Origin of the sequence: Cryobacterium sp. PH29-G1 (assembly GCF_030063365.1) — a bacterium.
Classification (GTDB): Bacteria; Actinomycetota; Actinomycetes; order Actinomycetales; family Microbacteriaceae; genus Cryobacterium.
On the sequence record NZ_JASISY010000005.1, the window covers coordinates 137,405 to 158,985 of the forward strand.

At 64.7% G+C, this 21,581-nt stretch carries 19 protein-coding genes; 9 read left to right on the plus strand and 10 right to left on the minus strand.

Annotated elements, in window-relative coordinates; all coding sequences use genetic code 11:
* Positions 1–93 precede the first annotated feature (93 nt).
* Positions 94–462 carry a hypothetical protein gene (locus tag QMK22_RS08745; protein ID WP_283497242.1) on the minus strand — a complete coding sequence of 123 codons (369 nt, stop codon included), beginning with the start codon at positions 460–462 and terminating at the stop codon, positions 94–96.
* Positions 459–1,379 (minus strand): tRNA pseudouridine(55) synthase TruB, encoded by a 921-nt coding sequence (gene truB, locus QMK22_RS08750; RefSeq protein WP_283497243.1) that lies wholly within the window; start codon positions 1,377–1,379, stop codon positions 459–461. Before truB ends, QMK22_RS08745 begins: the two co-directional genes overlap by 4 nt.
* A gap of 74 nt (positions 1,380–1,453) precedes the next feature.
* Here truB and QMK22_RS08755 point away from each other — a divergent pair, with 74 nt between their 5' ends.
* On the plus strand, positions 1,454–2,464 hold the full coding sequence (locus QMK22_RS08755; RefSeq protein ID WP_283497244.1) for a ketopantoate reductase family protein: 1,011 nt from the start codon (positions 1,454–1,456) through the stop codon (positions 2,462–2,464).
* An 18-nt stretch (positions 2,465–2,482) separates the two neighbouring features.
* Here QMK22_RS08755 and QMK22_RS08760 read toward each other — a convergent pair whose 3' ends face one another.
* Entirely contained in the window at positions 2,483–3,118 is a 636-nt protein-coding gene (locus QMK22_RS08760) for a nucleoside/nucleotide kinase family protein (RefSeq protein WP_283497245.1), read from the minus strand.
* A 23-nt stretch (positions 3,119–3,141) separates the two neighbouring features.
* Between QMK22_RS08760 and QMK22_RS08765 the strand changes: the two genes are divergently transcribed.
* The 3 genes from QMK22_RS08765 to QMK22_RS08775 are packed head-to-tail and all read left to right on the plus strand — an operon-like array spanning position 3,142 to position 5,431.
* Entirely contained in the window at positions 3,142–4,095 is a 954-nt protein-coding gene (locus tag QMK22_RS08765) for an iron-sulfur binding domain-containing protein (protein ID WP_283497246.1), read from the plus strand.
* Positions 4,092–4,934 carry a thymidylate synthase gene (locus QMK22_RS08770; RefSeq protein WP_502857363.1) on the plus strand — a complete coding sequence of 281 codons (843 nt, stop codon included), beginning with the start codon at positions 4,092–4,094 and terminating at the stop codon, positions 4,932–4,934. The genes QMK22_RS08765 and QMK22_RS08770 overlap by 4 nt, the downstream gene beginning before the upstream one ends.
* The gene (locus tag QMK22_RS08775) at positions 4,934–5,431 is read left to right on the plus strand and encodes a dihydrofolate reductase (RefSeq protein ID WP_283497247.1); all 498 of its coding nucleotides are present in this window, start codon (positions 4,934–4,936) and stop codon (positions 5,429–5,431) included. The genes QMK22_RS08770 and QMK22_RS08775 overlap by 1 nt, the downstream gene beginning before the upstream one ends.
* Positions 5,432–5,551: 120 nt before the next feature.
* Here QMK22_RS08775 and rbfA read toward each other — a convergent pair whose 3' ends face one another.
* From rbfA to QMK22_RS08805, 6 genes are all read right to left on the minus strand, one after another.
* Complete coding sequence (gene rbfA / locus QMK22_RS08780) at positions 5,552–6,037, minus strand: 30S ribosome-binding factor RbfA (protein WP_283497248.1); 486 nt, start codon at positions 6,035–6,037, stop codon at positions 5,552–5,554.
* A 122-nt stretch (positions 6,038–6,159) separates the two neighbouring features.
* Positions 6,160–9,018 (minus strand): translation initiation factor IF-2, encoded by a 2,859-nt coding sequence (gene infB / locus QMK22_RS08785; RefSeq protein ID WP_283497249.1) that lies wholly within the window; start codon positions 9,016–9,018, stop codon positions 6,160–6,162.
* 76 nt (positions 9,019–9,094) lie between these two features.
* Positions 9,095–9,352 carry a YlxR family protein gene (locus tag QMK22_RS08790; RefSeq protein ID WP_283497250.1) on the minus strand — a complete coding sequence of 86 codons (258 nt, stop codon included), beginning with the start codon at positions 9,350–9,352 and terminating at the stop codon, positions 9,095–9,097.
* Positions 9,353–9,360: 8 nt separating this feature from the next.
* Positions 9,361–10,398, minus strand: a complete 1,038-nt coding sequence (gene nusA / locus QMK22_RS08795; protein ID WP_283497251.1) for a transcription termination factor NusA — start codon at positions 10,396–10,398, stop codon at positions 9,361–9,363.
* Between the two features lie 194 nt (positions 10,399–10,592).
* Complete coding sequence (locus QMK22_RS08800) at positions 10,593–12,356, minus strand: proline--tRNA ligase (protein ID WP_283497252.1); 1,764 nt, start codon at positions 12,354–12,356, stop codon at positions 10,593–10,595.
* 45 nt (positions 12,357–12,401) lie between these two features.
* Complete coding sequence (locus QMK22_RS08805) at positions 12,402–12,890, minus strand: hypothetical protein (RefSeq protein ID WP_283497253.1); 489 nt, start codon at positions 12,888–12,890, stop codon at positions 12,402–12,404.
* Between the two features lie 385 nt (positions 12,891–13,275).
* Here QMK22_RS08805 and QMK22_RS08810 point away from each other — a divergent pair, with 385 nt between their 5' ends.
* Genes QMK22_RS08810 through QMK22_RS08830 form a run of 5 tightly spaced genes read left to right on the plus strand, consistent with a single transcriptional unit; the run spans position 13,276 to position 20,375 of the window.
* The gene (locus QMK22_RS08810) at positions 13,276–13,740 is read left to right on the plus strand and encodes a hypothetical protein (protein WP_283497254.1); all 465 of its coding nucleotides are present in this window, start codon (positions 13,276–13,278) and stop codon (positions 13,738–13,740) included.
* A gap of 2 nt (positions 13,741–13,742) precedes the next feature.
* Positions 13,743–15,083, plus strand: a complete 1,341-nt coding sequence (locus QMK22_RS08815; protein WP_283497255.1) for a glycosyltransferase family 2 protein — start codon at positions 13,743–13,745, stop codon at positions 15,081–15,083.
* Positions 15,073–16,842 carry a polysaccharide deacetylase family protein gene (locus QMK22_RS08820; RefSeq protein ID WP_283497256.1) on the plus strand — a complete coding sequence of 590 codons (1,770 nt, stop codon included), beginning with the start codon at positions 15,073–15,075 and terminating at the stop codon, positions 16,840–16,842. Before QMK22_RS08815 ends, QMK22_RS08820 begins: the two co-directional genes overlap by 11 nt.
* 57 nt (positions 16,843–16,899) lie before the next feature.
* Positions 16,900–18,687 carry a polysaccharide deacetylase family protein gene (locus QMK22_RS08825; RefSeq protein ID WP_283497257.1) on the plus strand — a complete coding sequence of 596 codons (1,788 nt, stop codon included), beginning with the start codon at positions 16,900–16,902 and terminating at the stop codon, positions 18,685–18,687.
* Positions 18,684–20,375: an endo-1,4-beta-xylanase gene (locus tag QMK22_RS08830; protein WP_283497258.1), complete on the plus strand. Its 1,692-nt coding sequence runs from the start codon at positions 18,684–18,686 to the stop codon at positions 20,373–20,375. Before QMK22_RS08825 ends, QMK22_RS08830 begins: the two co-directional genes overlap by 4 nt.
* A gap of 47 nt (positions 20,376–20,422) precedes the next feature.
* On the opposite strand, the gene ispG is transcribed toward QMK22_RS08830, so the two are convergent.
* Positions 20,423–21,577, minus strand: coding sequence for a flavodoxin-dependent (E)-4-hydroxy-3-methylbut-2-enyl-diphosphate synthase (gene ispG, locus QMK22_RS08835; RefSeq protein WP_283497259.1), 1,155 nt, complete (start codon positions 21,575–21,577; stop codon positions 20,423–20,425).
* Between the last annotated feature and the right edge of the window lie 4 nt (positions 21,578–21,581).

Genomic DNA, 21,581 nt, shown 5'->3' on the forward strand with positions numbered 1-21,581 from the left:
GCTCGGCATTCATCATTGCTCGGCATTCATTATTGCTGGTAGATATTGCTCGGTAATTATTGCAGCATCCGCAGCGGATGCCGTAAACGACCCTCAGCTGCCCTGTACGTTCCAGATCTGGCTCATGCGGTAGAGCATGACCGCCACCGACAGGCAGGTCACGCCCAGAATCACCGTGCTCCAGCGGCTGCGTTCGACGAGGGCCCAGAATCCGGCCGCGACCGGCAGCAGAATCGCACTGATCAGGTAGGTGTAGAACTCGAGCAGGCTGCCGGTAGCGTCATTGCCCGCCAGTGGGGCCGCGATCGCGGCCGCGAGCTGCACGATCAGCATCAGTTCAACGAGCGCGGTCGCGCCCATCGTGAGGTCGGTGGGTTTGCGCCCGACCAGACCAAGAATGACGCAGAGCAGGCCGCCGGGCACAGCGATAGCCAGTTGCAGCCAGGTGAACCATTCGATCATGAGGGGGGTGTCGATTCGTTCGGTTCGGCTTCATCTGGCGGAAAGTTCAGCAGCGACTTGGCCTGGTCACCGCGGTACTCGACCAGCCCGACCAAGCGGCCGTCGGGGGCGAGCGCCGCGACCGGGCCGGCGTGGGTGGTGTCGCCGGCAATGGTGATGCGTTTGCCATGACCGAGGTCGATGGCCTGCTCGGCGGACAGGTCGAGGCGTGGGAGCAGCAAAATGGCGGCATCCGCTGGTGAAATGAGCTGGGCGGCAACGTCGACTCGTTCGAGGGTGGCGGCATTTTCGATGCGGAACGGGCCGATGCGAGTGCGGCGCAGCTCGGTGAGGTGGCCGCCGACTCCCAGTGCGATACCGAGGTCGCGGGCAAGTGCTCGAATGTAGGTGCCGGAGGCGCACTCGACGCGCACTTCGAGATCGAGACAACCATCACGGTGGGTGCTGGAGAGCAGTTCGAACTCGCTCACGGTCACTGGGCGGGACGGCAACTGCACGTCTTCGCCGGCGCGAACGCGAGCGTACGCCCTCTTGCCGTCGACCTTGATGGCGCTGACCGCGCTCGGCTGCTGGCTGATGTCACCGGTCAGGTCGGCGATCCCGGCGGTCACGGCTGCTGGGGTGATGGCATTGACCTGATCGGGGGTGGCACGGGTGAGTTCGTCGCCCTCGGCATCATCCGTCGTGGTGGATCGGCCGAGGCGGATCGTAGCGAGGTACTCCTTGTCGAGGCCGACGACGTAGGTGAGCAGCCGGGTCGAGCTGTTGATGCCGAGCACGAGCAGCCCGGTCGCCATGGGATCCAGGGTGCCGGCGTGGCCCACTTTGCGGGTTCCGGCCAGGCGCCGGGTTCGGGCGACGGCGTCATGGCTGGTCCAGCCCTGCGCCTTGTCAATGAGTAGAAGGCCACTGGTCACTTCCTGAGGGTATCAGCGTGCAGCTGGGGCAAACGCGCAGATCCGTTCCCGACACGCGCCGTAGGATGTGACCCGTGAGAATCGCGGTGATCGGGGCGGGTGCCCTGGGCAGTACTTTCGCCTGCCTCCTCGCAGCGCAGGGGCACGATCTGGTCGTGACGATGCGCGCGGCCGCTCTGCCAGCGGTGCTGGCCGGCGGCATCCATTTGACCGGTGCCTATGGTGCTGTGCTCGCTCGGCCATTGGCCGTCGAACGGCTGGTCGAACCGTGCGACCTGGCACTGATCTGTACCAAGGCGCAGGATGCCGAGGCCGCGATAGCCGAGAATGCCGCCGTGCTCGGCGATACGCCGGTGATCGTGGTGCAAAACGGACTCGACGGGGTGACAACCGCGCAGCGACTACTGCCCGGATCCGAATGTTTTGGGCTGATCACAATCATTGCGGCCCACTATGAGGGTCCCGGTCGAGTGCGAGTGACCACGGCAGCTCCCAGCTACCTCGGGCGCGGCAACGGCCCGGTCGATGCGGCCACGTTAGGCTGGCAGACGGTGTTGGGCGCCGCTTTCCCCACTCTGACCCTCGACAACTTTGTCGGTGCCCAATGGACCAAACTCGTCGTCAACATGCTCAACGCTCTGCCCGCCATCACCGGGCACAGCGTGCAGGACGTGATCGGGCAGGCGGGCCTGCGCCGATTGATAACCGCGAGCATGCGCGAAACAGTGCGGGTGGGGCTTGCAAACGGGGTGCGGTTTGGCACGTTACAGGGCCTCTCGCACCGACGACTGCGAGTGTTTGCGCTGGCACCGATCTGGGCCGGCCAGCTGCTGCCGCTGTCCATGCGCTCCCGCATGGGCACGGTGCCGAACCAGGGTTCAACCCTGCAGAGCCTGCAGCGCGGCCAGCGCACGGAGATCGATTTTCTGAATGGAGCTGTGGTGCGTGCGGGAGCTGTGGTGCGTGCCGGAGCGATGGTCGGTCGGGGCGCGCCAGTCAACGCCCGGCTGACCGAGCTGGTGCACGAGGTCGAACACAGCGGCCGTTTTCTACCGCCGGCCGAGGTGCTCGCCCGGTTTCGGTAGCCGACGGACAGCCGGCGCTCAGCAGCGGTCGGTCAGTACCCGGCGCGGCAGTTGTTGGTCTGCCACGTCGACCACGGCCGAAACGATGTCGCGCGGGCGCACCTGAGCGCGGTAGCGATCGTGCAATTCGCTGCCGGGATCACTGGCAGGATCACTGCCGGGTTCCCCCTCCAGCAACACGCTGTACAGCCACAGTCCGTGCAATTCCGGCCGGTTGATGTAGTCGCCGTCGACAATGAGAATGGCGTCGGCCGGGGCCGACTGCCAGGTCGGTTGAATCCAGGCATCTCGATCTGGATCGAATTCCTCCGTGACAAATCCGGTGCTGCCGCCCAGGCGAAAGGGTTCAACGAGCACCCGGCGCAGGGCGGAGTAGTCATAGCCGACCCGGTATCGACGTTCGGCCGAATCCGGCAGATCCGGTGCGAGCCGGTCTTGTTCGGCTCGGGAATGCTGAAAATAGCGCAGACTCGCCCGAAACACGTGCCGTTCGTCTTCCCGAAATACCGCGGCCAGGTCGTCGGCGAAGGCGGCGCGACCGGCGGCATCCGCACCGTCGATGGCAATGATCGTGCGGCCCAGACCGTAATTGTGTACAACCTCAGCGGCGAGGGTGCGCAGAAAATCGATGCGAGGGGTGGAGACCAGCTTCATGAATCGAGCCTAGGTTAGAACGGATGAACGTCACACCCTCCGATCACACCGACCCCGAACAATCCGTCGCCGAGCAATCCGTCAGCGTCAGCTCCACGCTCAACGCGTGGTTCGTGGCCAACGCGCGCGATCTGCCGTGGCGCCGCGACGGGTTCGGGGCCTGGGGCATTCTGGTGAGCGAATTCATGCTGCAGCAGACTCCGGTGAACCGGGTCATCCCCCGGCTCGAGGAATGGCTCGCCCGCTGGCCCACACCCGCCGACCTCGCCGCGGTGCCGGCCAGCGAAGCGGTGCGGGCGTGGTCCAGTCTCGGGTACCCGCGACGCGCGCTGTGGTTGCACGCCGCCGCGGTGCAGATCACCGATCTTCATGGTGGCGTCGTGCCCTCCGACATTGACGATCTGCTGGCCTTGACCGGGATCGGGGATTACACCGCGCGTGCGGTGGCCGCCTTCGCGTACGGCCATCGGCATCCGGTCGTCGATACGAACACACGCCGAGTGATCGCCCGCGCTATCGCGGGAGCCGGCGAACCGTCTCCGCCCAGTCGTGGCCGGGACCTCGACGCCATGGGCCGCCTGCTGCCGGAGAGCGCCCACGAGGCTGCCCTGTTCAACGCGGCCATCATGGAACTCGGTGCGGTCGTGTGCACCAGCCGCAGCCCGCACTGCGGCGTATGCCCGATTCGGAATGCCTGTGCCTGGCGGGCCGCCGACTACCCCGAATTCACCGGAAAACGAAAAACGGTGCAGAAAAAATTCGCCGGCAGCGACCGGCAGGTGCGGGGGCTGATCATGGCCGAGCTCCGCTCGACGCACCGCTCCGTGACGGCTGCCGAGATCGGCACGCTCTGGCCGGATCCGGCTCAGCTGCACCGCGCGCTGGCCAGCCTCGTGGCCGACGGCCTGGCGGTTGCCGGGGCGCACGGATACAACTTGCCCGACGAGGCGATATCGCCGCGTACGATTGAGCGGTGACACCAACTATTTCAAGCCCCGCCGTGCCCGCTTTTCCCGACGCCGATGCCCAGTACGCGGCTCTGCTGCGCGACACCCTGGCGAGCGGCGCCACGAAGGCCGACCGCACGGGAACGGGCACCCGAAGTGTGTTCGGCCGTCAACTGCGTTTCGATCTGGCCACCGGTTTTCCGCTGCTGACCACTAAACGCGTGCACTTTGCCTCCATCGCCTACGAACTGCTTTGGTTTCTGCGGGGCGAGTCCAACGTGACCTGGCTGCAGGATAAGGGCGTGCGAATCTGGAATGAGTGGGCCGATGAGAACGGCGACCTCGGCCCGGTCTACGGGGTGCAGTGGCGATCCTGGCCCACCCCCGGCGGCGACACCGTTGACCAGATCAGTCAGGTGCTCGATACGCTGCGCACCGATCCGGACTCCCGTCGCATGATCGTCTCGGCCTGGAACGTGGCCGATCTGCCCAACATGGCGTTGGCACCGTGCCATGCTCTGTTTCAGTTCTACGTGGCCGACGGCAAGCTCTCCTGCCAGTTGTATCAGCGCAGCGCCGATCTCTTTCTCGGCGTACCGTTCAATATCGCCAGTTACGCCCTGCTCACCCAGTTGGTCGCCGAGCAGGCCGGTCTCGAGTTGGGTGAGTTCGTCTGGACGGGTGGCGACTGCCATATCTATGACAACCACGTCGAGCAGGTCACCGAGCAGCTCTCACGCACCTCGTTTCCCTCCCCCACCCTGCGCATCAAGCCGGGACGCACCAGCCTGTTCGACTACGAGTATGACGATCTCGTGCTGGAAAACTACCAGCACCATCCCGCCATCCGCGCACGGGTTGCGGTCTGATGCTCGGCTTGATCTGGGCGCAGACCCTCGATGGCGTTATCGGTGCCGATGGGGTCATGCCGTGGCATCTGCCGGAGGATCTCGCCCATTTTCGTGCGGTCACCCGCGGCAAGACGGTCATCATGGGGCGCCGCACCTGGGATTCGCTCCCGGAGCGTTTTCGTCCGCTGCCGGATCGCCAGAACATTGTGATCACCCGGCAGCTGGACTGGGCTGGGGAGGGGGCATCCGTTGCCCACGGTGTCGACGACGCGCTCGCGTTGGCCGATGGACCGGTCTGGGTGATCGGTGGTGCCGAAATCTATCGATTGGCGCTGCCCTACGCCGACGCGCTGGAGGTGACCGAGATTGACGCCGATATTGCCGGTGACACCTTAGCTCCCGCAATCACCGCCGAGTGGACCGTGAATGAAACCGGTTCGACCGCCGACTGGCTGCGCTCCAGCACCGGGCTCCCCTACCGTTTCGTGCGCTACCAGCCGTCCCGTACCCCCTAGCCCGCTCCACACAGCGACCGGGCCCGGGCCCGGAAACCAGGCCCAGGCTATATCATGGGCCCACTTTCCGGGCCCGGGCCCGGGTAGTACTGCTGCGTGGTACTGCTGCGTGGTGCTGGTTTAGTGTTTGGGGGTGCTGGCCTCGTCGGAGTCATCAGCGTCAGCTGAATCGTCGTCGAGGTCGTAGTCGCGCGGCTTCTTGTAGGGGTCGGCGTCGCCGGCGTAGGTGGCTGTGCCCTTGCCGTCTTCGGTCGCACTGTCGCGATCGTGCGCCTCGCGCAGCAGATCGTCAATGAGCGCGGCGTTCTCGGGAATTCCGTCGGCGATGAACTCGATCGACGGGGTGAGCCGTGCCGTGATGTTCTTACCGACCTCGCTGCGCATCAAACCGGTTGCGGCCTTGAGCGCGGCGGCGCTGTCGGTGCGTTCCTCGATCGAGCCGTACACCGTGTAAAAAACGGATGCGTGCTGCAGATCGCCCGTAACCTTCACATCCGTGATGGTGACGAACCCGAGCCGCGGGTCACGCAGACCGCGTTCCAGCCGTTTGGCGATGATGACCTTAATGCGGTCCGCCATCTTTCTGGCGCGTTCCGGATCTGCCATGACTTACTCCCTTTTCGAGAACGCTCTCGCGTTCGAGTTTCTCCTACCCGCCGATGCGGCGGGGCAATCAGGTAGTGGGCCCTCGCTTCGCGAAGACCCACTACCTCACAACCAACGAGTCGTTAGACGCGCGGCTTTTCCTTCATTTCGATGGTCTCGATCTCATCGCCAATTCGGATGTCGTTGAACTTGCCCAGTCCGATACCACACTCGAAGTCCGTACGGACCTCGGTGACGTCGTCCTTGAAGCGGCGCAGCGATTCGATGCCCAGGTTGTCCCCCACCACGATGCCCTCGCGAATGACGCGAGCCTTGGCGTTTCGGGTGATGGTACCGCTGCGCACGATGACACCGGCGACGTTTCCGAACTTCGACGAGCTGAAGACCTCGCGAATTTCGGCGACACCACTCTGGATCTCTTCGTACTCGGGCTTGAGCATTCCGGTGAGGGAATTCTCGATGTCTTCGAGGGCGGAGTAGATGACGGAGTAGAACCGCACGTCGACGCCTTCGCGGGCAGCACGCTCGCGGGCCTTCGTGTCGGGGCGAACGTTGAACCCGATGATGATGGCGTTGTCGACAGTGGCGAGGTTGACGTCGCTCTCCGTGACCGCACCGACACCACGGTGGATGATGCGCAGCTGAACCGAATCGTCGACCTCGATCTTGAGCAACGACTCCTCCAGGGCCTCCACGGCACCGGAAACGTCACCCTTGATGATGAGGTTGAGCGACTCGACCTTGCCCTCTTCGAGGGCACGGGTGAAGTCTTCGAGGCTGATGCGCTTGCGGGCCTTAGCCAGCAGTGCGTTGCGCTCAGCGGCTTCACGCTTCTCAGCGATCTGACGGGCGGTGCGGTCTTCCTGAATAACGAGGAAGGTGTCGCCGGCGCGGGGAACGCTCGACAGACCCTGCACCTGAACCGCGCGGGACGGCGTTGCGGCGAGAACGGCGACACCGTTTTCGTCGGCCATCGCACGAACACGGCCGTAGGCCGTTCCGGCGACGATCGAGTCTCCGACGTGCAGCGTTCCAGACTGGATGAGCACGGTCGCCACCGCGCCGCGGCCCTTGTCGAGGCGAGCCTCAATGGCAACACCACGGGCGTCCTTGTTCGGGTTGGCACGCATGTCCAGCCCAGCGTCAGCGACCAGCAGCACGGCGTCAAGGATTTCCTTGATACCGGTCTTGTTCTTGGCCGATACGTCGACGAACATGACGTCTCCGCCGTACTCTTCGGCGACGAGGCCGAATTCGGTCAGCTGCTGACGCACCTTCTGCGGGTTGGCACCGGGCTTATCGATCTTGTTCACCGCGACCACGATCGGCACATTGGCGGCCTGGGCGTGGTTGAGCGCCTCAATCGTCTGCGGCATGATGCCGTCATCGGCAGCGACCACGAGGATGGCGATGTCGGTGACCTGCGCACCACGAGCACGCATGGCGGTGAACGCCTCGTGACCCGGGGTGTCAATGAAGGTCACCGCGCGGTCGATACCTTCGTGCTCGGTGATGATCTGGTACGCACCAATGTGCTGCGTGATTCCACCGGCTTCGCCCTCGGCGACCTTGGCGTTACGGATCGCGTCAAGAAGCGCGGTCTTACCGTGGTCAACGTGACCCATGACGGTGACGACGGGAGGACGAATCTCCAGGACGTCATCGGTTTCTTCTTCGAGTTCCTGATCGATGTCGATGTCGAACGCGAGCAGTAGCTCACGGTCTTCGTCATCGGGCGACACCATCTGAATCTTGTAGCCGAGCTCGCTGCCGAGTACGTCGAACGTGGCCTCGTCGAGCGACTCCGTTGCCGTGGCCATTTCACCGAGGTGGAACAACACGGTAACGAGGTTTCCGGGGCTCGCGTCAATCTTGTCGGCGAAGTCGGTAATGGATGCTCCACGGCGGAGACGAACAACGGTTCCACCGTCGCCGCGGGGTACGGATACTCCACCCAGCGACGGGGCCTCGCGCAGCTCGAACTCTGCTCTTTTCGTACGCTTCGACTTGCGCGCCTTGTTCTTGCCGCCACCGCGACCGAAGGCACCGGCGGTGCCACCGCCCGGGCCGCGACCGCGACCGGCTCCACCGCCACCACCGGCAGGGCGGGGCGGGCCAAAGCCGGGGGCTCCGGCAGGAGCTCCTGGACGAGAAAATCCGGGGCGTGCGCCACCGGCTCCGCCCGGGGCGCCGCCGGGACGCTGGAAAGCGCCGGGACGCTGACCGAATCCGGTCGGACGTGCTGCCTGGCCGGGTCCGCCGGGGCGAGGCGCGCCGGGACGAGGTGCTGCGGGCCGAGGAATGTTGCTCGGGGTGGGTGTGGCGGGGCGCTGCCCCATGCCCTGCGCGCTCGCGAACGGGTTGTTACCCGGACGCGGCGGCTGGGTGGGACGTTGTCCCATGCCCTGGTTGCTCGCGAACGGGTTGTTACCCGGTCGGGCTGCTCCGGGGCGAGGCATGCCCGGCTTGACCGGCGTAGCCGATCCTTCCGTTGGCTTCGCTTCGGGAGCGTCGGTGCTGGGCTTGTCGGCCGACTGCGCTACGGCAGCCTGGTCGGCAGCAGCAGCCTTCTGTGCGGCGGCAGCCTTCTCGGTCGCCTGAGCCTGGCGCTCAGCAACGGTGAGCGGCGCAGCCGGCAGCGGCGCAGCATCCACTGCGGGAGTCGGTGCAGCTTCGGCTACCACGGGGGTGACCGGTTCGGCCGACGGCTTCGGGCCCGGACGAGCACCCGGCTTGGCGCCGTGGCTCGGGCGGGCGGGCGTTGCCTTGACGGCAGCACCAGCGGCGGGCGCGGGCGTTGCGGCCTTGGCTGCCGCGCTTTCCGCTTCAAGCGCGGCGCGAAGGCGACGGGCTACGGGCGGTTCAACGCTACTGGACGGTCCCTTTACGAACTCGCCCATTTCTTTCAATTTAGCAAGGGCTACCTTGCTGTCTACTCCGAGCTCGGTAGCGATCTCGTGTACGCGTGGTTTCGCAGCCACAATTCTCCTGTTCCGGGTCTGCACCCGGAAAGGGGCAGACCGTTAGTAACGGACGGGTCTCATTTCGAGCCGCTCATTAGTTATCCATAAGCCAGTTCAGCCTGTTCTCTAGTTGTTTCGCGTCCAGTGACCTGGTCACACGAAAGGCACGCCCAAAAGCGTGTCGCCTTACGGCATCCTGAAAGCACGAGTCGCGGGCGTGCAGCCACGCACCTCTGCCGGGGATTGTGGCGGTTTCATCCACCACAATTTCTGATTTCCCGGCAACGATCCGCAAAAGTGAGGATCGAGGGGCGCGCGAACGGCAGCCAATACACGTTCTTACGGATTCCATCGTACCCCCTATTCGGCATCCTCCAGAATGCTGTCGGGCTGAATGTCAATTTTCGCACCGGTCAGCTTGGCCGCGAGGCGGGCATTCTGGCCCTCTTTGCCGATCGCGAGCGAGAGCTGATAGTCCGGAACGAGGGCACGCACAGCCTTGATCGACTCGTCGATCACGTAGGCACTGGTCACCTTGGCCGGCGACAGTGCGCTGGCCACGAAGGTCGCCAGGTCGGGAGAGAAATCGACGATGTCGATCTTCTCGTTGTTGAGCTCGACAGTCACCGCGCGCACGCGCTGACCGAGCTCCCCGATGCAGGCACCCTTGGCGTTCACGCCGGGCTCGGTTGCGCGCACGGCGATCTTGGTGCGATGGCCCGCTTCGCGGGCGAGCGACACGATCTCGACGACTCCGCTGGCGATCTCGGGCACCTCAAGGGCGAACAGTTTGCGCACGAGCGACGGGTGCGTGCGCGACACGGTGATCTGCGGACCCTTGAGCCCGCGCCCGACGGCCGTGACAAACACGCGAATACGCGCGCCGTGCACGTAGTTTTCGGTGGGAACCTGCTCCTCGGGCGGCATGATCGCTTCGATCGTGCCGAGGTCAACGTGAATCATGCGGGGGTTCGGACCCTGCTGGATGATTCCGGCGACGATGTCACCCTCACGGCCCTTGAATTCGCCGAGCACCGCGTCGTCGGCCAGGTCGCGCAGACGCTGGTTGATGACCTGCTTGGCAGCAAAGGCGGCGATCCGGCCGAAGTCGGAAGGGTTGTCGACGGCTTCGCCAATGACGTTGCCCTCGTCGTCATGCTCGGGAATGTAAATGTCGACGTGCCCGGACTTGCGGTCGAGAACGACGCGCGCTTCGGGCACTTCCTGGATGTCATGCTTGGCTTCAGCAATCTTCGAAGCTTCAAGCTTCGTGACGTCCTGCTGGATGTGCTTGACATAGGCGGTCAGAATCGCCTGTTCGATGATTTCCACGAGTTCCTCGAAGGGAATCTCTTTTTCGCGCTCCAGTAGCCGCAAAACACTGAGGTCGATGTCCATGGCCGGCCTCCTCTATTCAGATCTTGCCGCCGCGAAACCGCGCAGCGGGCTGGGTACTACGGTACCCGAATCTGCGGCGCCCCGTCACCCACTCCCCCTCGCTGGCCGGGTCTCGCGGCAGACCTGAAGGGTTCGCCACAGAACGGATGCTGCCGGCTCAGCCAGCCGGCAGCATCCGTTCTCAACATGTCGGCTTAGACGAAGTGCTTAGCGACGTCGGCGACTTCAACCTGTTCGCGGTCGCCGGTGCGACGGTTCCAGAGTTCGACGATACCGTCGGCGGCGCCGCGACCCACGATGACAATCCACGGCACGCCGATCAGTTCGGCGTCGCCGAACTTCACGCCGGGCGAGACCTTGCGACGGTCGTCGTAAAGCACGTCGCGGCCGGTGGCCTCCAGTGCGGCAACAACGGCTTCTGAGGTATCGAAGACGATCTCATCCCGGCCGGTGGCGATCACGTGCACGTCAAACGGAGTGACCGATTCGGGCCAGATTAGGCCCTTTGCATCGTTGTTAAGTTCGGCGATAACCGCAAGAATGCGGGTAACACCGATACCGTATGAGCCCATCGTGACGGTGACCAGTTTGCCGTTCTCGTCGAGAACCTTGAGGCCGAGCACCTCGGCGTACTTGCGGCCAAGCTGAAAAACGTGCCCGATTTCCATGCCACGAATAAGCTCGACCGGGCCAGAGCCATCGGGGGCCGGGTCGCCGGCGCGCACGTCGGAAGCCTCGACCACGTCGTCAATGGAAAAGTCGCGGCCGGCGACGAGGCCGAACACGTGGCGGCCCGCTTCGTTGGCGCCGGTGATCCACTCGGTGCCGGCGACCACGCGCGGGTCGACCAGAAAGCGGATGCCGGTGGTCGATTTCTCGCCGAGAACCGCGCCGTCGGCGCCCCACGGACCGATATATCCCTTAACCAGGCCGGGGTACCTGGCGAAATCGGCTTCGTTGGCCGCTTCAACCTCGGCCGGACCGAACGCCACTTCGACGCGCTTGAGATCAACGTCGCGGTCGCCGGGAACACCGATCGCGATCAGTTCACGCGTGCCGTCAAGGCTCGTGAGCGCGAGTACGACGTTCTTAAGTGTGTCGGCGGCCGTCCACTCGCGGCCATCGGGCCGGGGGTGTTCGGAGTTCGCTTTGTCGACCAGAGTCTGAATGGTCGGGGTGTCGGGAGTGTCGAAGACCTGCGCGGCCGGCAGCGCACTGAAGTCATGGTCGGCCGGAACGAGGGTGCGGAACGCCTCGATGTTGGCCGCATAGCCACCGGCGCTGCGCACGAAGGTGTCTTCACCGACGGGGGTCGGGTGCAAGAATTCTTCGCTCTTGGAGCCACCCATCGCGCCGGCATCCGCTTGCACGATCTCGTACTCGAGGCCGAAGCGGGTGAAGATGCGCTCGTAGGCGTCGCGCTGCAGCTGGTAGCTCACGTCGAGGCCCGCGTCGGTGTAGTCGAAGGAGTAGGCATCCTTCATGGTGAACTCGCGGCCGCGCAGCAATCCGCCACGCGAGCGGGCTTCATCGCGGTACTTGTCCTGAATCTGATAGATCGACAGCGGCAGGTCTTTGTAGCTGCTGTAGAGATCCTTCACGAGCAGCGCGAAGACCTCTTCGTGCGTGGGCGCGAGCAACATGTCGGAGCCCTTGCGGTCTTTCAGGCGAAACAATCCCTCGCCGTACTCGTCCCAGCGCCCGGTCACCTCGTAGGGTTCGCGCGGCAGGAGCGCCGGGAAATGCACCTCAAACGCACCCGCAGCGTGCATTTCTTCACGGATGATCCGCTCCACTTTGGCCTTCACCCGCAGGCCGAGCGGCAGCCAGGCGAAGATACCCGGGGCCTGACGACGGATGTAGCCGGCCCGCACGAGCAGGCGGTGGCTGGTCACCTCGGCATCGGAGGGGTCTTCGCGGAGTGTACGGAGGAAGTAGTTGGAGAGACGTGTAGGCACTCGTCTACCTTACGCGCGCGCCGCCGAACGCTCCCCCACGGCCGTTTACGGCGTCGGGCGAGTGAATATCGGGCGGCAGGTGGTGCAGACTTCGCCGTCGGCGGTGCCGCTCGCGGCCTCGCGCATGGCCTTGTTTTCGCTGCCCAGTCGTTCGTGCAGGGCCCAGACGAGCAGGGCAACGGCGGCGGCGGCCAGGGCGGGACGTGCCAGTCCGCTGAAGACCGGCTCCAGCGAGTGAGCTTCAGTGGTCAGATACAGTGCGATCAGACCCAGAATAGGCCAGCGAGTGTCGCACATGGTGGCGTCGGCGCCGATGGGGGTGCCCAGGTAGCTCGACACGATGAGACCGATGAGGCCGGAGCCCACCGCCGTGACCGGAACGGTCCACCACACGGCGGGGCCAGCCACCGACACCAGGCCGGCGGTCAGCACGAGGCCCACGAACACCGCGACGGCGACTCCGAGCGCGATCAGCCAGCGTCGAACGGGCCAGGTGAGCAGGTCAGCGAACACGGCGGGCTCGTGCTGGGGCACCAAGAATGGCGATCGTCGGTGGCATGCAACCTCTATTTCGTCTGGATGCTGTCGGCACGGAATCCACTATACCCGATGGGGTATTCAGTACCGAACTCACGATCCCTGACGGCGGAGCGGAGACGCGAATAATACCACCCAAATTGGGGGGTCCGCCAGCCTCGAGGTCCACATGGACGCGACAGGGAAAACACCACTATGGTCGCAATGTCGAAGCTGAGTCTTATTCAGTAATCAGCAGCGTGCGACCCGCGCAACGAACCCGACAGTCAAGCCGTTCGCGTGCCGCACTACCCGAGGAGAGCACACCGATGCATAATTTTTCACGCGTTCAGCGTGGCCGCGCCGCCCCGGCCCGCCCGTCTGCAGCAGCCGGGAAAGTCCATTGACGTTCGTCGACGAAAGCGTCGCCTTGGCTGCACAAGCGACCTTCGGCCGAGACGGTGCGATGTTCGAGAGCCTGCTCGGCTTCGTGGCCCAGCTGAGCCTGGTGCTGTGGAGCTTGGTGATCGTGACGGCGGTCTTCCGTTTCGTCGGCATGCGGATCTATCGAAAGGGAGCCAACCAAGCGGCCACCGTCGAAACAGCGGTCTCGCCGGCCACGGTCCCGGCCCTGGTGGTCACGGTCCCGCTTACCTCGTCCGCAGTCCCGTCGGCTCCGGTCCCGTCGGCTGTGGTTCCTTCGACTGTGGTTGCTTCGACTGTGGTTCCTTCGACTGTGGTTCCGATTAGTGTCGCTACATCCGTGGTGGTGGTGCCCAGAACGCCGCGAAATCCGCGCAGCCCACGCGCCCAACCCCGATCCAGCGCGCAGGTGCCCGCCCACGCCGCCAACTCTATGGAGTTGTGAGCGTGGACATTGCGATACTGATCTTCTGGCTGTTCGCCGGCGTGAGCATCCTTTACGTCGTGCATTTTGGCGTCTACCTGGTGGGCGCCAACTTCTACGACGTCTGGCAGCAGCGCCGGAAGGGGATGCGGGGCGAGCGGCGTTCCGGCGAATTTGAAGAGGAATGCGCGGCAACGGCGACTTGGAACCGCCGAGCCAGAGCCGAGGTGCCGGGGCTGGTCTCCGTGGTCATCGCGGCCCACAACGAGGAAGCGGCAATCGTTCGCACGCTCGATTCCGTGCGGCGCAGCACCTACCGATCCTTCGAGGTAATCGTCGCGGACGACGCGTCCACCGACCTCACCGGTCGGTTGGTGCGCGACTACCAGGTGCGTCACCCCGAGATGCCCCTGCGAATCGTGCGGATGCACGAGAACGTCGGCAAGGGCGTGGCCCTCAACTCGGCTCTGCGCCGGCACTGCCACGGTCAGTTCGTTATGACGCTCGACGCAGACTCGATCCTTGAGGCCAACTCCATCAGAAACGCGCTGTCCTACTTCGACGACCCCAATGTTGCCGGTGTCGCCGCTAACGTGCAGATCATGGAGGAGACGACCGTACTCGGCCTTCTCCAGCGGTTCGAGCATATGATCGGCTATCGCTCAAAGAAGCTCTACTCGATATTGAACTGTGAATTCGTGGTGGGTGGGGTGGCCTCCACTTATCGGATGCGCGTGCTCCGCAAAGTCGGCTTCTATGACACCGACACCCTGACCGAAGACATCGGCCTGAGCATGAAGATCACCAGGCTGGGCAACCGGCGCTTTCGCATGGTCTACGGCGCTGACGTTGTGGCGAAGACCGAGGGCGTGCTCACCCTGCCCGCATTGGCGAAGCAGCGTTTGCGTTGGAAATATGGAAGCATCCAGAATCTCATCAAGTACCGCGCGTTGCTGTTCAACCCCAGCCGCCGGTACGCCCGCACGTTGACGTATTACCGGATGCCGATGGCGGTGCTCAGCGAGTTCACGCTGCTGCTGTCACCCCTCGCTTGGACGTACGCGGTGTACTGGTCGCTGGTCACTCAGACGCCCGCCCTGATTCTCGGCGCCTACGCCACCATTACTGCGTACACGCTCCTGACGATCTGGATGGACGAGAACCTGACTACACGCGAGCGCGCTCGACTGTCCGTCTACGCCCCGACGGCGTACCTCCTGTTCTACATCATGGACCTGGTGCAACTGACAGCGGCGCTTCGCTGCATCGCACGCTCACGCGGCCTGGTCCGCCGCTCTGAGATCAACGTCTGGACGTCACCACAGCGGGCCGGCACCGTGCTGGAGGTCGCTCATGCCGCGTAAGCGCCGGCGGATCGTCCGGGTGTTGTTGAATCCGCTCGTCGTCTCCTTGGTTGTGGTCGTCGTGTTCACCACCGGATGGTTGCTATACACCGGCGGGAGCACGAGCATCGCTGCGGCGCGGCCCGGCGCCAACCTGCTCCCCTCGCTCGATTCGAGCGCGTCGACCGAACCTGCCGGCGGTTGGACCGTCGGCCACAGCGGGGATGCCCAAGCCGCACTGTCGCTGGTCGACGGGCGGCTGAACGACCAGGCACTGAAGCTCGACATCACCCGGTACGTTTCGGGTGATGTCACGCTGACGAGCCCACGCGTGGACGTCGAGCCGGGTGCGACTTATCTGTTCAAGGCGTTCACCACCACCGACGCAGATTTCACTCTGCTGGCCCGTAAACATCATGCCGACGGCAGCACGACCCTGGATCAGCTGCCGAACCAGCTTGAGCGGCCGGGCAATGCCCCGTTCACCGTGAGCGATGCCTTCGACAGCGTAGAAACGACGACCGCAGTGGAGTACGTCTTCCGGTTCGCATCGGAGGGTACCGTGCGGATCGAGGGCGCGTACCTCGAGGCGGCAGACGACGTCCAGCCGCCACCCACAGTGGCGACAGCCCCCAACCTTGTCCCCAACCCCGGCCTCGCCGCACCCGAATCGGGCATTCCCGACTCATGGTCTCCGTACACCGCCGGGGTGTCGACCGTGGAGTCCGGACGCACCGAGGACGAGCGCGGCGGTTATCTCTGGACCCGCATCGCGAATTACCAGAGCGGTGAGGCGAAGTGGCAATATCGGCCGGTGCCGGTGACCGCCGACGGATACTTCGCGTTCGACGCGACATATCAGTCGGAGCGCGAGGTGGACGTGGTGGCGGAGTTTGAGCTCGCGAACGGCGAGCGCGCGTTCAACAACCTGGCGACGGTTCCCCCGGCGGGAGAATGGACAACCATTCATTCCGCCTTCCAAGTCCCCGACGGTGCGAAAACGGCGATGGTCACCCTGGTGTCACACGGGGACGGTACCACCGGCATCCGCGACTTGTCGGTTACCGACGTCACCAAGCCGGGACCCCTCCGCTGGGACCAGCCGATGGTCTCGATCACCTTCGATGACGGCTGGCAGTCGGTGTACGACCACGCTCTGCCTCTGCTGGCACAGCACGGATTCCTCTCCACCCAGTACGTCAATGCCAGCTCCATCGAAACGCCGAACTTCATGAATGCTGCCGAGGTGCAGCAACTACACGAGGCCGGACATGAGATCGCGTCACACAGCTACGACCACGTTGATCTCACGTCGATCGGCACCGACCGGCTGGACGATGAGATGCGCAAGGGTGAGGCGGCGCTGGCGGCTGCCGACCTCGGCACCGACAGCTTCGCCCCGCCGTTCGGACGATCTGACCCTCAGGTCGACTGGTACGCGCGCAAGTACTTCGACACGGTGCGTGGAACACGCGGCGGCATCAACACCCGGCAGAGCCTCGACCCCGGTGACCTGTTGGTCTTCTACGTGACCGACGAGACCACGCCGGACAGCCTGGCCGCAGCGCTGGCCGAAACGTCCCGGATGCATGGCTGGCTCATCCTCGTGTACCACCAGATTGCGACCGCCCCGGCGACCGGCACCCAAGAGGACACCATCGCGGGCGACCGGAGCACGATCACCGAGGATGCCCTCGCCGCCCAGTTGCAGCTGATCGAGGACAGCGGCATCGAAGTCCAGCCGGTCACGCAGGCGTTCGCGCGGCTGCGACTCCCTTAGGCGCCCTTCGGCGGTGCAGCTCGTGCCGTCGGCCACCCGAAGCGAATGGAAGAACTGATGATCAGAAGCAGAACCGGTGTACGGGGAGCACGTGTCAGGCTCGCCTCCGTCGTCGTGGCGGGGACGGCCATGGCGACCGCGCTGCTGGCGCCCGGGTTGGCGAACGCCGCCGTGAACAACCCCGCGCCCGCGGCGCTGGTGTCGTTCACCTTCGACGACGGCCTGGCCAGTTCCATCACGCAGGCCGCACCGACACTGCAGAAGTACGGACTCACCGGTACCGACTATGTCCCGACCAACTGCATCGGCATGACCACCGTGCCCAACACCTGCCGCGCCAATACCGACAGGCCATACATGTCGTGGGATCAGGTCGTACAGCTGCGGGACACCTACGGGTGGGAGATCGGGGCGCACACTCTCGACCATGTTTGCCTGGTCAGCGCGGGCGGTGACTGCCAGACGAAGAAGTTGACGGCGGCTCAGCTCGATGCCCAGCTTTCCGACAGTAAGTCGGCCCTCGCCGCGCACGGTATCGACGCGACCGCGTTCGCTCCGCCGTACGGCGATTACGATATGACTGCTGTCGCCCAGGTGGCCAAGTACTACACGTCGATGCGCGGATTCGCTGAGCTCGGCAATAACATTTGGCCGCTCGGCGACTACTTGCTGCGCAATGTCCCCGTTCAGGAGGTGACCACGCCGGTGGCCAACCTGAAGGCGCAGGTTGACGCGGCGATCGCCAGCCAGACATGGCTGGTATTCAGCTTCCACGACATCGTGCCGAGCCCCAGCCAGAACCCGGACGACTACCAATACGGCACGGCCGAGCTCGATCAGCTGGCCGCGTACGTGAAGACCAAGGTGGCGGCGGGCCAAATCACGAACGTCAACGTCAGTCAGGGCCTGGTCAACGGCACCCCGAACAAGATGCCGAACCCCACGTTCAACAACGGACTCGGTGACGGCTGGCGCACCGACGCCCCGACGACGATCACGGCGGACGCCGCGAACAACGGAAGCTACCCCGACTTCGCCAAGTCGGTGAAGCTGGTCTCTGGCGCATCGACCGGCCACCTCTTCTCGCCGCAGGTCGCCGTAACCCCCGGGACTAACTATCTGTACAAGACCTACCTCAACGTCGCAGCGATCAAGAGCGGCGAGGTGGCGTTCTACGTCGACGAGTACAACGCGGCCGGCAACTGGGTCTCCGGGCAGTATCGAAAGCGGGAGAACTCCCACTGGGTGGAAAAGCTGAATTTCACCTACATGCCGAGCTCAACGAACGTTGCCAAGGCCAGCCTGCAGGTCATCGTCGCGGGGACCGGCATTACGGCCTACCTGGACAATGTGGAGCTGCTGGCGCTCGGCGCGGAGATTCCGCCGACGCCGGCCACCAACCTGGTCGCCAACGGCACCTTCGACGCCGGTATCAGTAGCGGCTGGCGAACCGACGCGCCGGCCGTCATCCTCGCCGACACCGCCAACAACGGCGCCCCGGACAATCCGGCGAACTCGGTGAAAATGCAGGGTCAAACGGCCAATGCCCACTTGTTCTCGCCGCAGGTCGCCGTGACGCCGGGCAACTACAGCATCTCGGCCTACCTCAACATCAAGAACCGTACGGCCGGTGAGGTCGGCTGGTACATCGACGAGTACGACGCCAACGGCAATTGGATCTCCGGCCAGTGGAAGCTCGCCAGCACGACGCTCGGCGTCACCAACGTCGACCTGAGCTACTCGCCCAGCACGACCAACGTGGCCAAGGCCAGCTTGCAGGTGTATGTCACCGGTAACTCCGGAGTGCTGGCTTACCTGGACGATGTCCGGTGGTGGCGCCTGTGACGGTCGGTCGCCACGTGTTGAGATTTCTCACGTCGGGCATTCTGGTCGCCCTCGCTGGCTGCTCCGCGATCGCCCCGGGACAGGCACCCGGCGTGGTCATCGATCTGCTCCAGGAGGACTGGCGGTATATGCCGGGGGTGACGACCGACCCGGGCGGGTTGCAGGTCGCGGCCACCGCACGGAGCATCGTCGCGCAGGACGGCGCGGGCGGCCAGTCGAACCCGCCGCTCAACCTAGCCGGCATGCACCTCGTGGCCGCGGGGGATTTCGAGCTGAGCGCCTCGTTCACCGACGTGACCGCCGACGCGTCCTTGGCCCTGTACTACACCCCTCCGGTGATCGCCGACGAGTTCCGGATCGAGCCGGCCAGCCTGCGACTCACCCTCCGCGGTGCCGACCTCGAAATCGCGGTCTTCGACGGTTCACCCCAGCAGGATGTGACCGACCCCCGACCAGCCCGCGACGAACACGTGACGGTTGCGGATCCGAAGGCCGCGCTTTCCGTTCGTCGAACCGGGAATACGCTCGCGGTCGCCAGCGGCGATGACACCGTGTCGTCATTGCCCCTGGGCGGTGTGTTCGGATCGGGGGAAATCTGGCTGGGGCTGTCGAGCAGCGCCGGCTCCTTCCGGGTCAGCTCCTTCACCGCCACCGCGCCGCCGGGTGCCACCCTGAACACCGCGGGTCCCCAGGTCGCCCCGGCCGAACCGTCGGTGGGCGGGCTGCAGGCTCTCGCCTCCAGCACCCGCCCGGGCTTCACGATCGGTGCGGCTGTAGCATTGGGGCCGCTGGCCTCCGACGCGGACTACGCGCGGAACCTCGTCGGCAATTTCGGTGCCGTCACGCCGGAGAACGCGATGAAACCGCAGTCGCTCTCCCCCAGGCAGTCCGTGTACACCTTCGAGGAGGCGGACGCCATCATCGCGATCGCCGAGAGCAAGGGTCTGGCCGTGCACGGCCACACCATTGCGTTCACCGAGTCGATGCCCCTCTGGATGCAGGAACTGTCCACCGGCAACGAGCTGGAACGCCGTGCCAGCGCCGAAGCGCTCCTGGACTACGTCACCGCCGTGGTGACGCACTTCAAGGGACGGCTCAAGTCGCTCGACGTCGTCAATGAGCCATTCGACGCCGCCCAGGGGACCAGCATGCAGCAGAATATCTGGTACCGCGTTTTCGGGCCAGGGTATCCTGCCGTCGTTTCTCAGGCAGTCTACGACGCCGATCCGACGGTTCTGCAGTTCATCAACGAGAACGGGGCCGACGTACCAGGTCCCCGCCAGGATGCCGTGCTCAAGCTCGCGCTCGACACCAACTCACGGGGCGGGCACATCTATGGTGTCGGGCTCCAGGCCCACGTCTATGACCTTGAGACCGACGCCATCTCCGCCGCCGACCTCGCCGATACGTTCACAATCTTCGAGGACGCCGGACTGTTCGTACGGATCTCAGAGAACGACGTCACGGACGACCTCGGCACTGACGCCCAGGCGAAGCAGTACACCACGGTATTGGCCGCCTGTCTACGCTCCCCGGCCTGCGTCTCCTACACGACGTGGGGTGTCGACGACCGCTACGACTGGTGGATCGACGACGACGACAATCTGCAGCAGGGCCACGATTTTCTGTTCAATGACGGGCAGCCGACGCCCGCCTACGACGCGATGAGGCAAGCTCTGGGCGGCTGACGGTTCCTTACCTCGAGGGCCTCGAGGCCCTCGAGACCGGCCGGTCCCTACTTCGTTCCGACAGACACCGTGGGGCTACCCAGCTCAGCGGCCGGCATCTCGGCGGCGAGGCGGTTGGCCTCTTCGATCAGGGTCGCCACGATTTCGGACTCGGGAACGGTCTTAATGACCTCCCCACGCACGAAAATCTGGCCCTTGCCGTTGCCGCTGGCGACACCGAGGTCGGCATCGCGAGCCTCGCCTGGGCCGTTGACGACGCAACCCATAACGGCCACGCGCAACGGCACGGTCATACCCTCGAGCCCGTCGGTGACATCGTTGGCGAGCTTGTAGACATCAACCTGGGCCCGGCCACAGCTGGGGCAGGAGACGATCTCAAGCTTGCGCTCGCGCAGGTTGAGCGACTGCAGAATCTGCAGGCCCACCTTGATCTCCTCGGCCGGCGGGGCGCTGAGCGAGACACGGATGGTATCGCCGATGCCCTCACCGAGCAGAATACCGAACGCCGTGGCGCTCTTGATAGTGCCCTGAAAGCTCGGTCCGGCTTCGGTGACGCCGAGGTGCAGTGGCCAGTCGCCGCGCTCGGCGAGCAGGCGGTAGGCCTTGACCATGACGACCGGGTCGTTGTGCTTGACCGAGATCTTGAAGTCGTGAAAGTCGTGTTCCTCGAACAGGCTGGCTTCCCAAACAGCGCTCTCGACGAGCGCCTCAGCGGTGGCCTTGCCGTACTTTTGCATGAGGCTGGGTTCGAGGGAGCCCGCGTTCACGCCGATGCGCAGACTCACGCCCGCTGCCTTGGCGGCGGCGGCGATTTTGCCCACCTGATCGTCGAACTTGCGAATGTTGCCTGGGTTGACGCGCACGGCAGCGCAGCCGGCGTCGATGGCGGCGTAGACGTAGTTCGGCTGAAAGTGGATGTCGGCGATAACCGGAATTTGGCTCTTCTTCGCAATGATCGACAGCACCTCGGCGTCATCGCGGGTGGGCACAGCCACGCGTACGATGTCGCAGCCGCTCGCCGTGAGCTCGGCGATCTGCTGCAGGGTGCCGTTGATGTTGGTCGTCTGCGTCGTCGTCATCGATTGAACGCTCACGCGAGCGTCACCACCAACGAGCACCTTGCCCACCTTGATCTGGCGGGACTTGCGTCTCGGAGCGAGTACCTCGGGTATTTTGGGCATTCCCAAATTGATTGCAGCCACGTGC

What these genes read in the sequence shown, in the direction of transcription:
- QMK22_RS08760 (WP_283497245.1), bottom strand. Translation starts at nt 3,118, where the DNA reads ATGAAGCTGGTCTCCACCCCTCGCATCGATTTTCTGCGCACCCTCGCC.
- QMK22_RS08745 (WP_283497242.1), bottom strand. Translation starts at nt 462, where the DNA reads ATGATCGAATGGTTCACCTGGCTGCAACTGGCTATCGCTGTGCCCGGC.
- QMK22_RS08775 (WP_283497247.1), top strand. Translation starts at nt 4,934, where the DNA reads ATGCTCGGCTTGATCTGGGCGCAGACCCTCGATGGCGTTATCGGTGCC.
- QMK22_RS08765 (WP_283497246.1), top strand. Translation starts at nt 3,142, where the DNA reads ATGAACGTCACACCCTCCGATCACACCGACCCCGAACAATCCGTCGCC.
- QMK22_RS08825 (WP_283497257.1), top strand. Translation starts at nt 16,900, where the DNA reads ATGATCAGAAGCAGAACCGGTGTACGGGGAGCACGTGTCAGGCTCGCC.
- nusA (WP_283497251.1), bottom strand. Translation starts at nt 10,398, where the DNA reads ATGGACATCGACCTCAGTGTTTTGCGGCTACTGGAGCGCGAAAAAGAG.
- QMK22_RS08790 (WP_283497250.1), bottom strand. Translation starts at nt 9,352, where the DNA reads ATGGAATCCGTAAGAACGTGTATTGGCTGCCGTTCGCGCGCCCCTCGA.
- rbfA (WP_283497248.1), bottom strand. Translation starts at nt 6,037, where the DNA reads ATGGCAGATCCGGAACGCGCCAGAAAGATGGCGGACCGCATTAAGGTC.
- QMK22_RS08820 (WP_283497256.1), top strand. Translation starts at nt 15,073, where the DNA reads ATGCCGCGTAAGCGCCGGCGGATCGTCCGGGTGTTGTTGAATCCGCTC.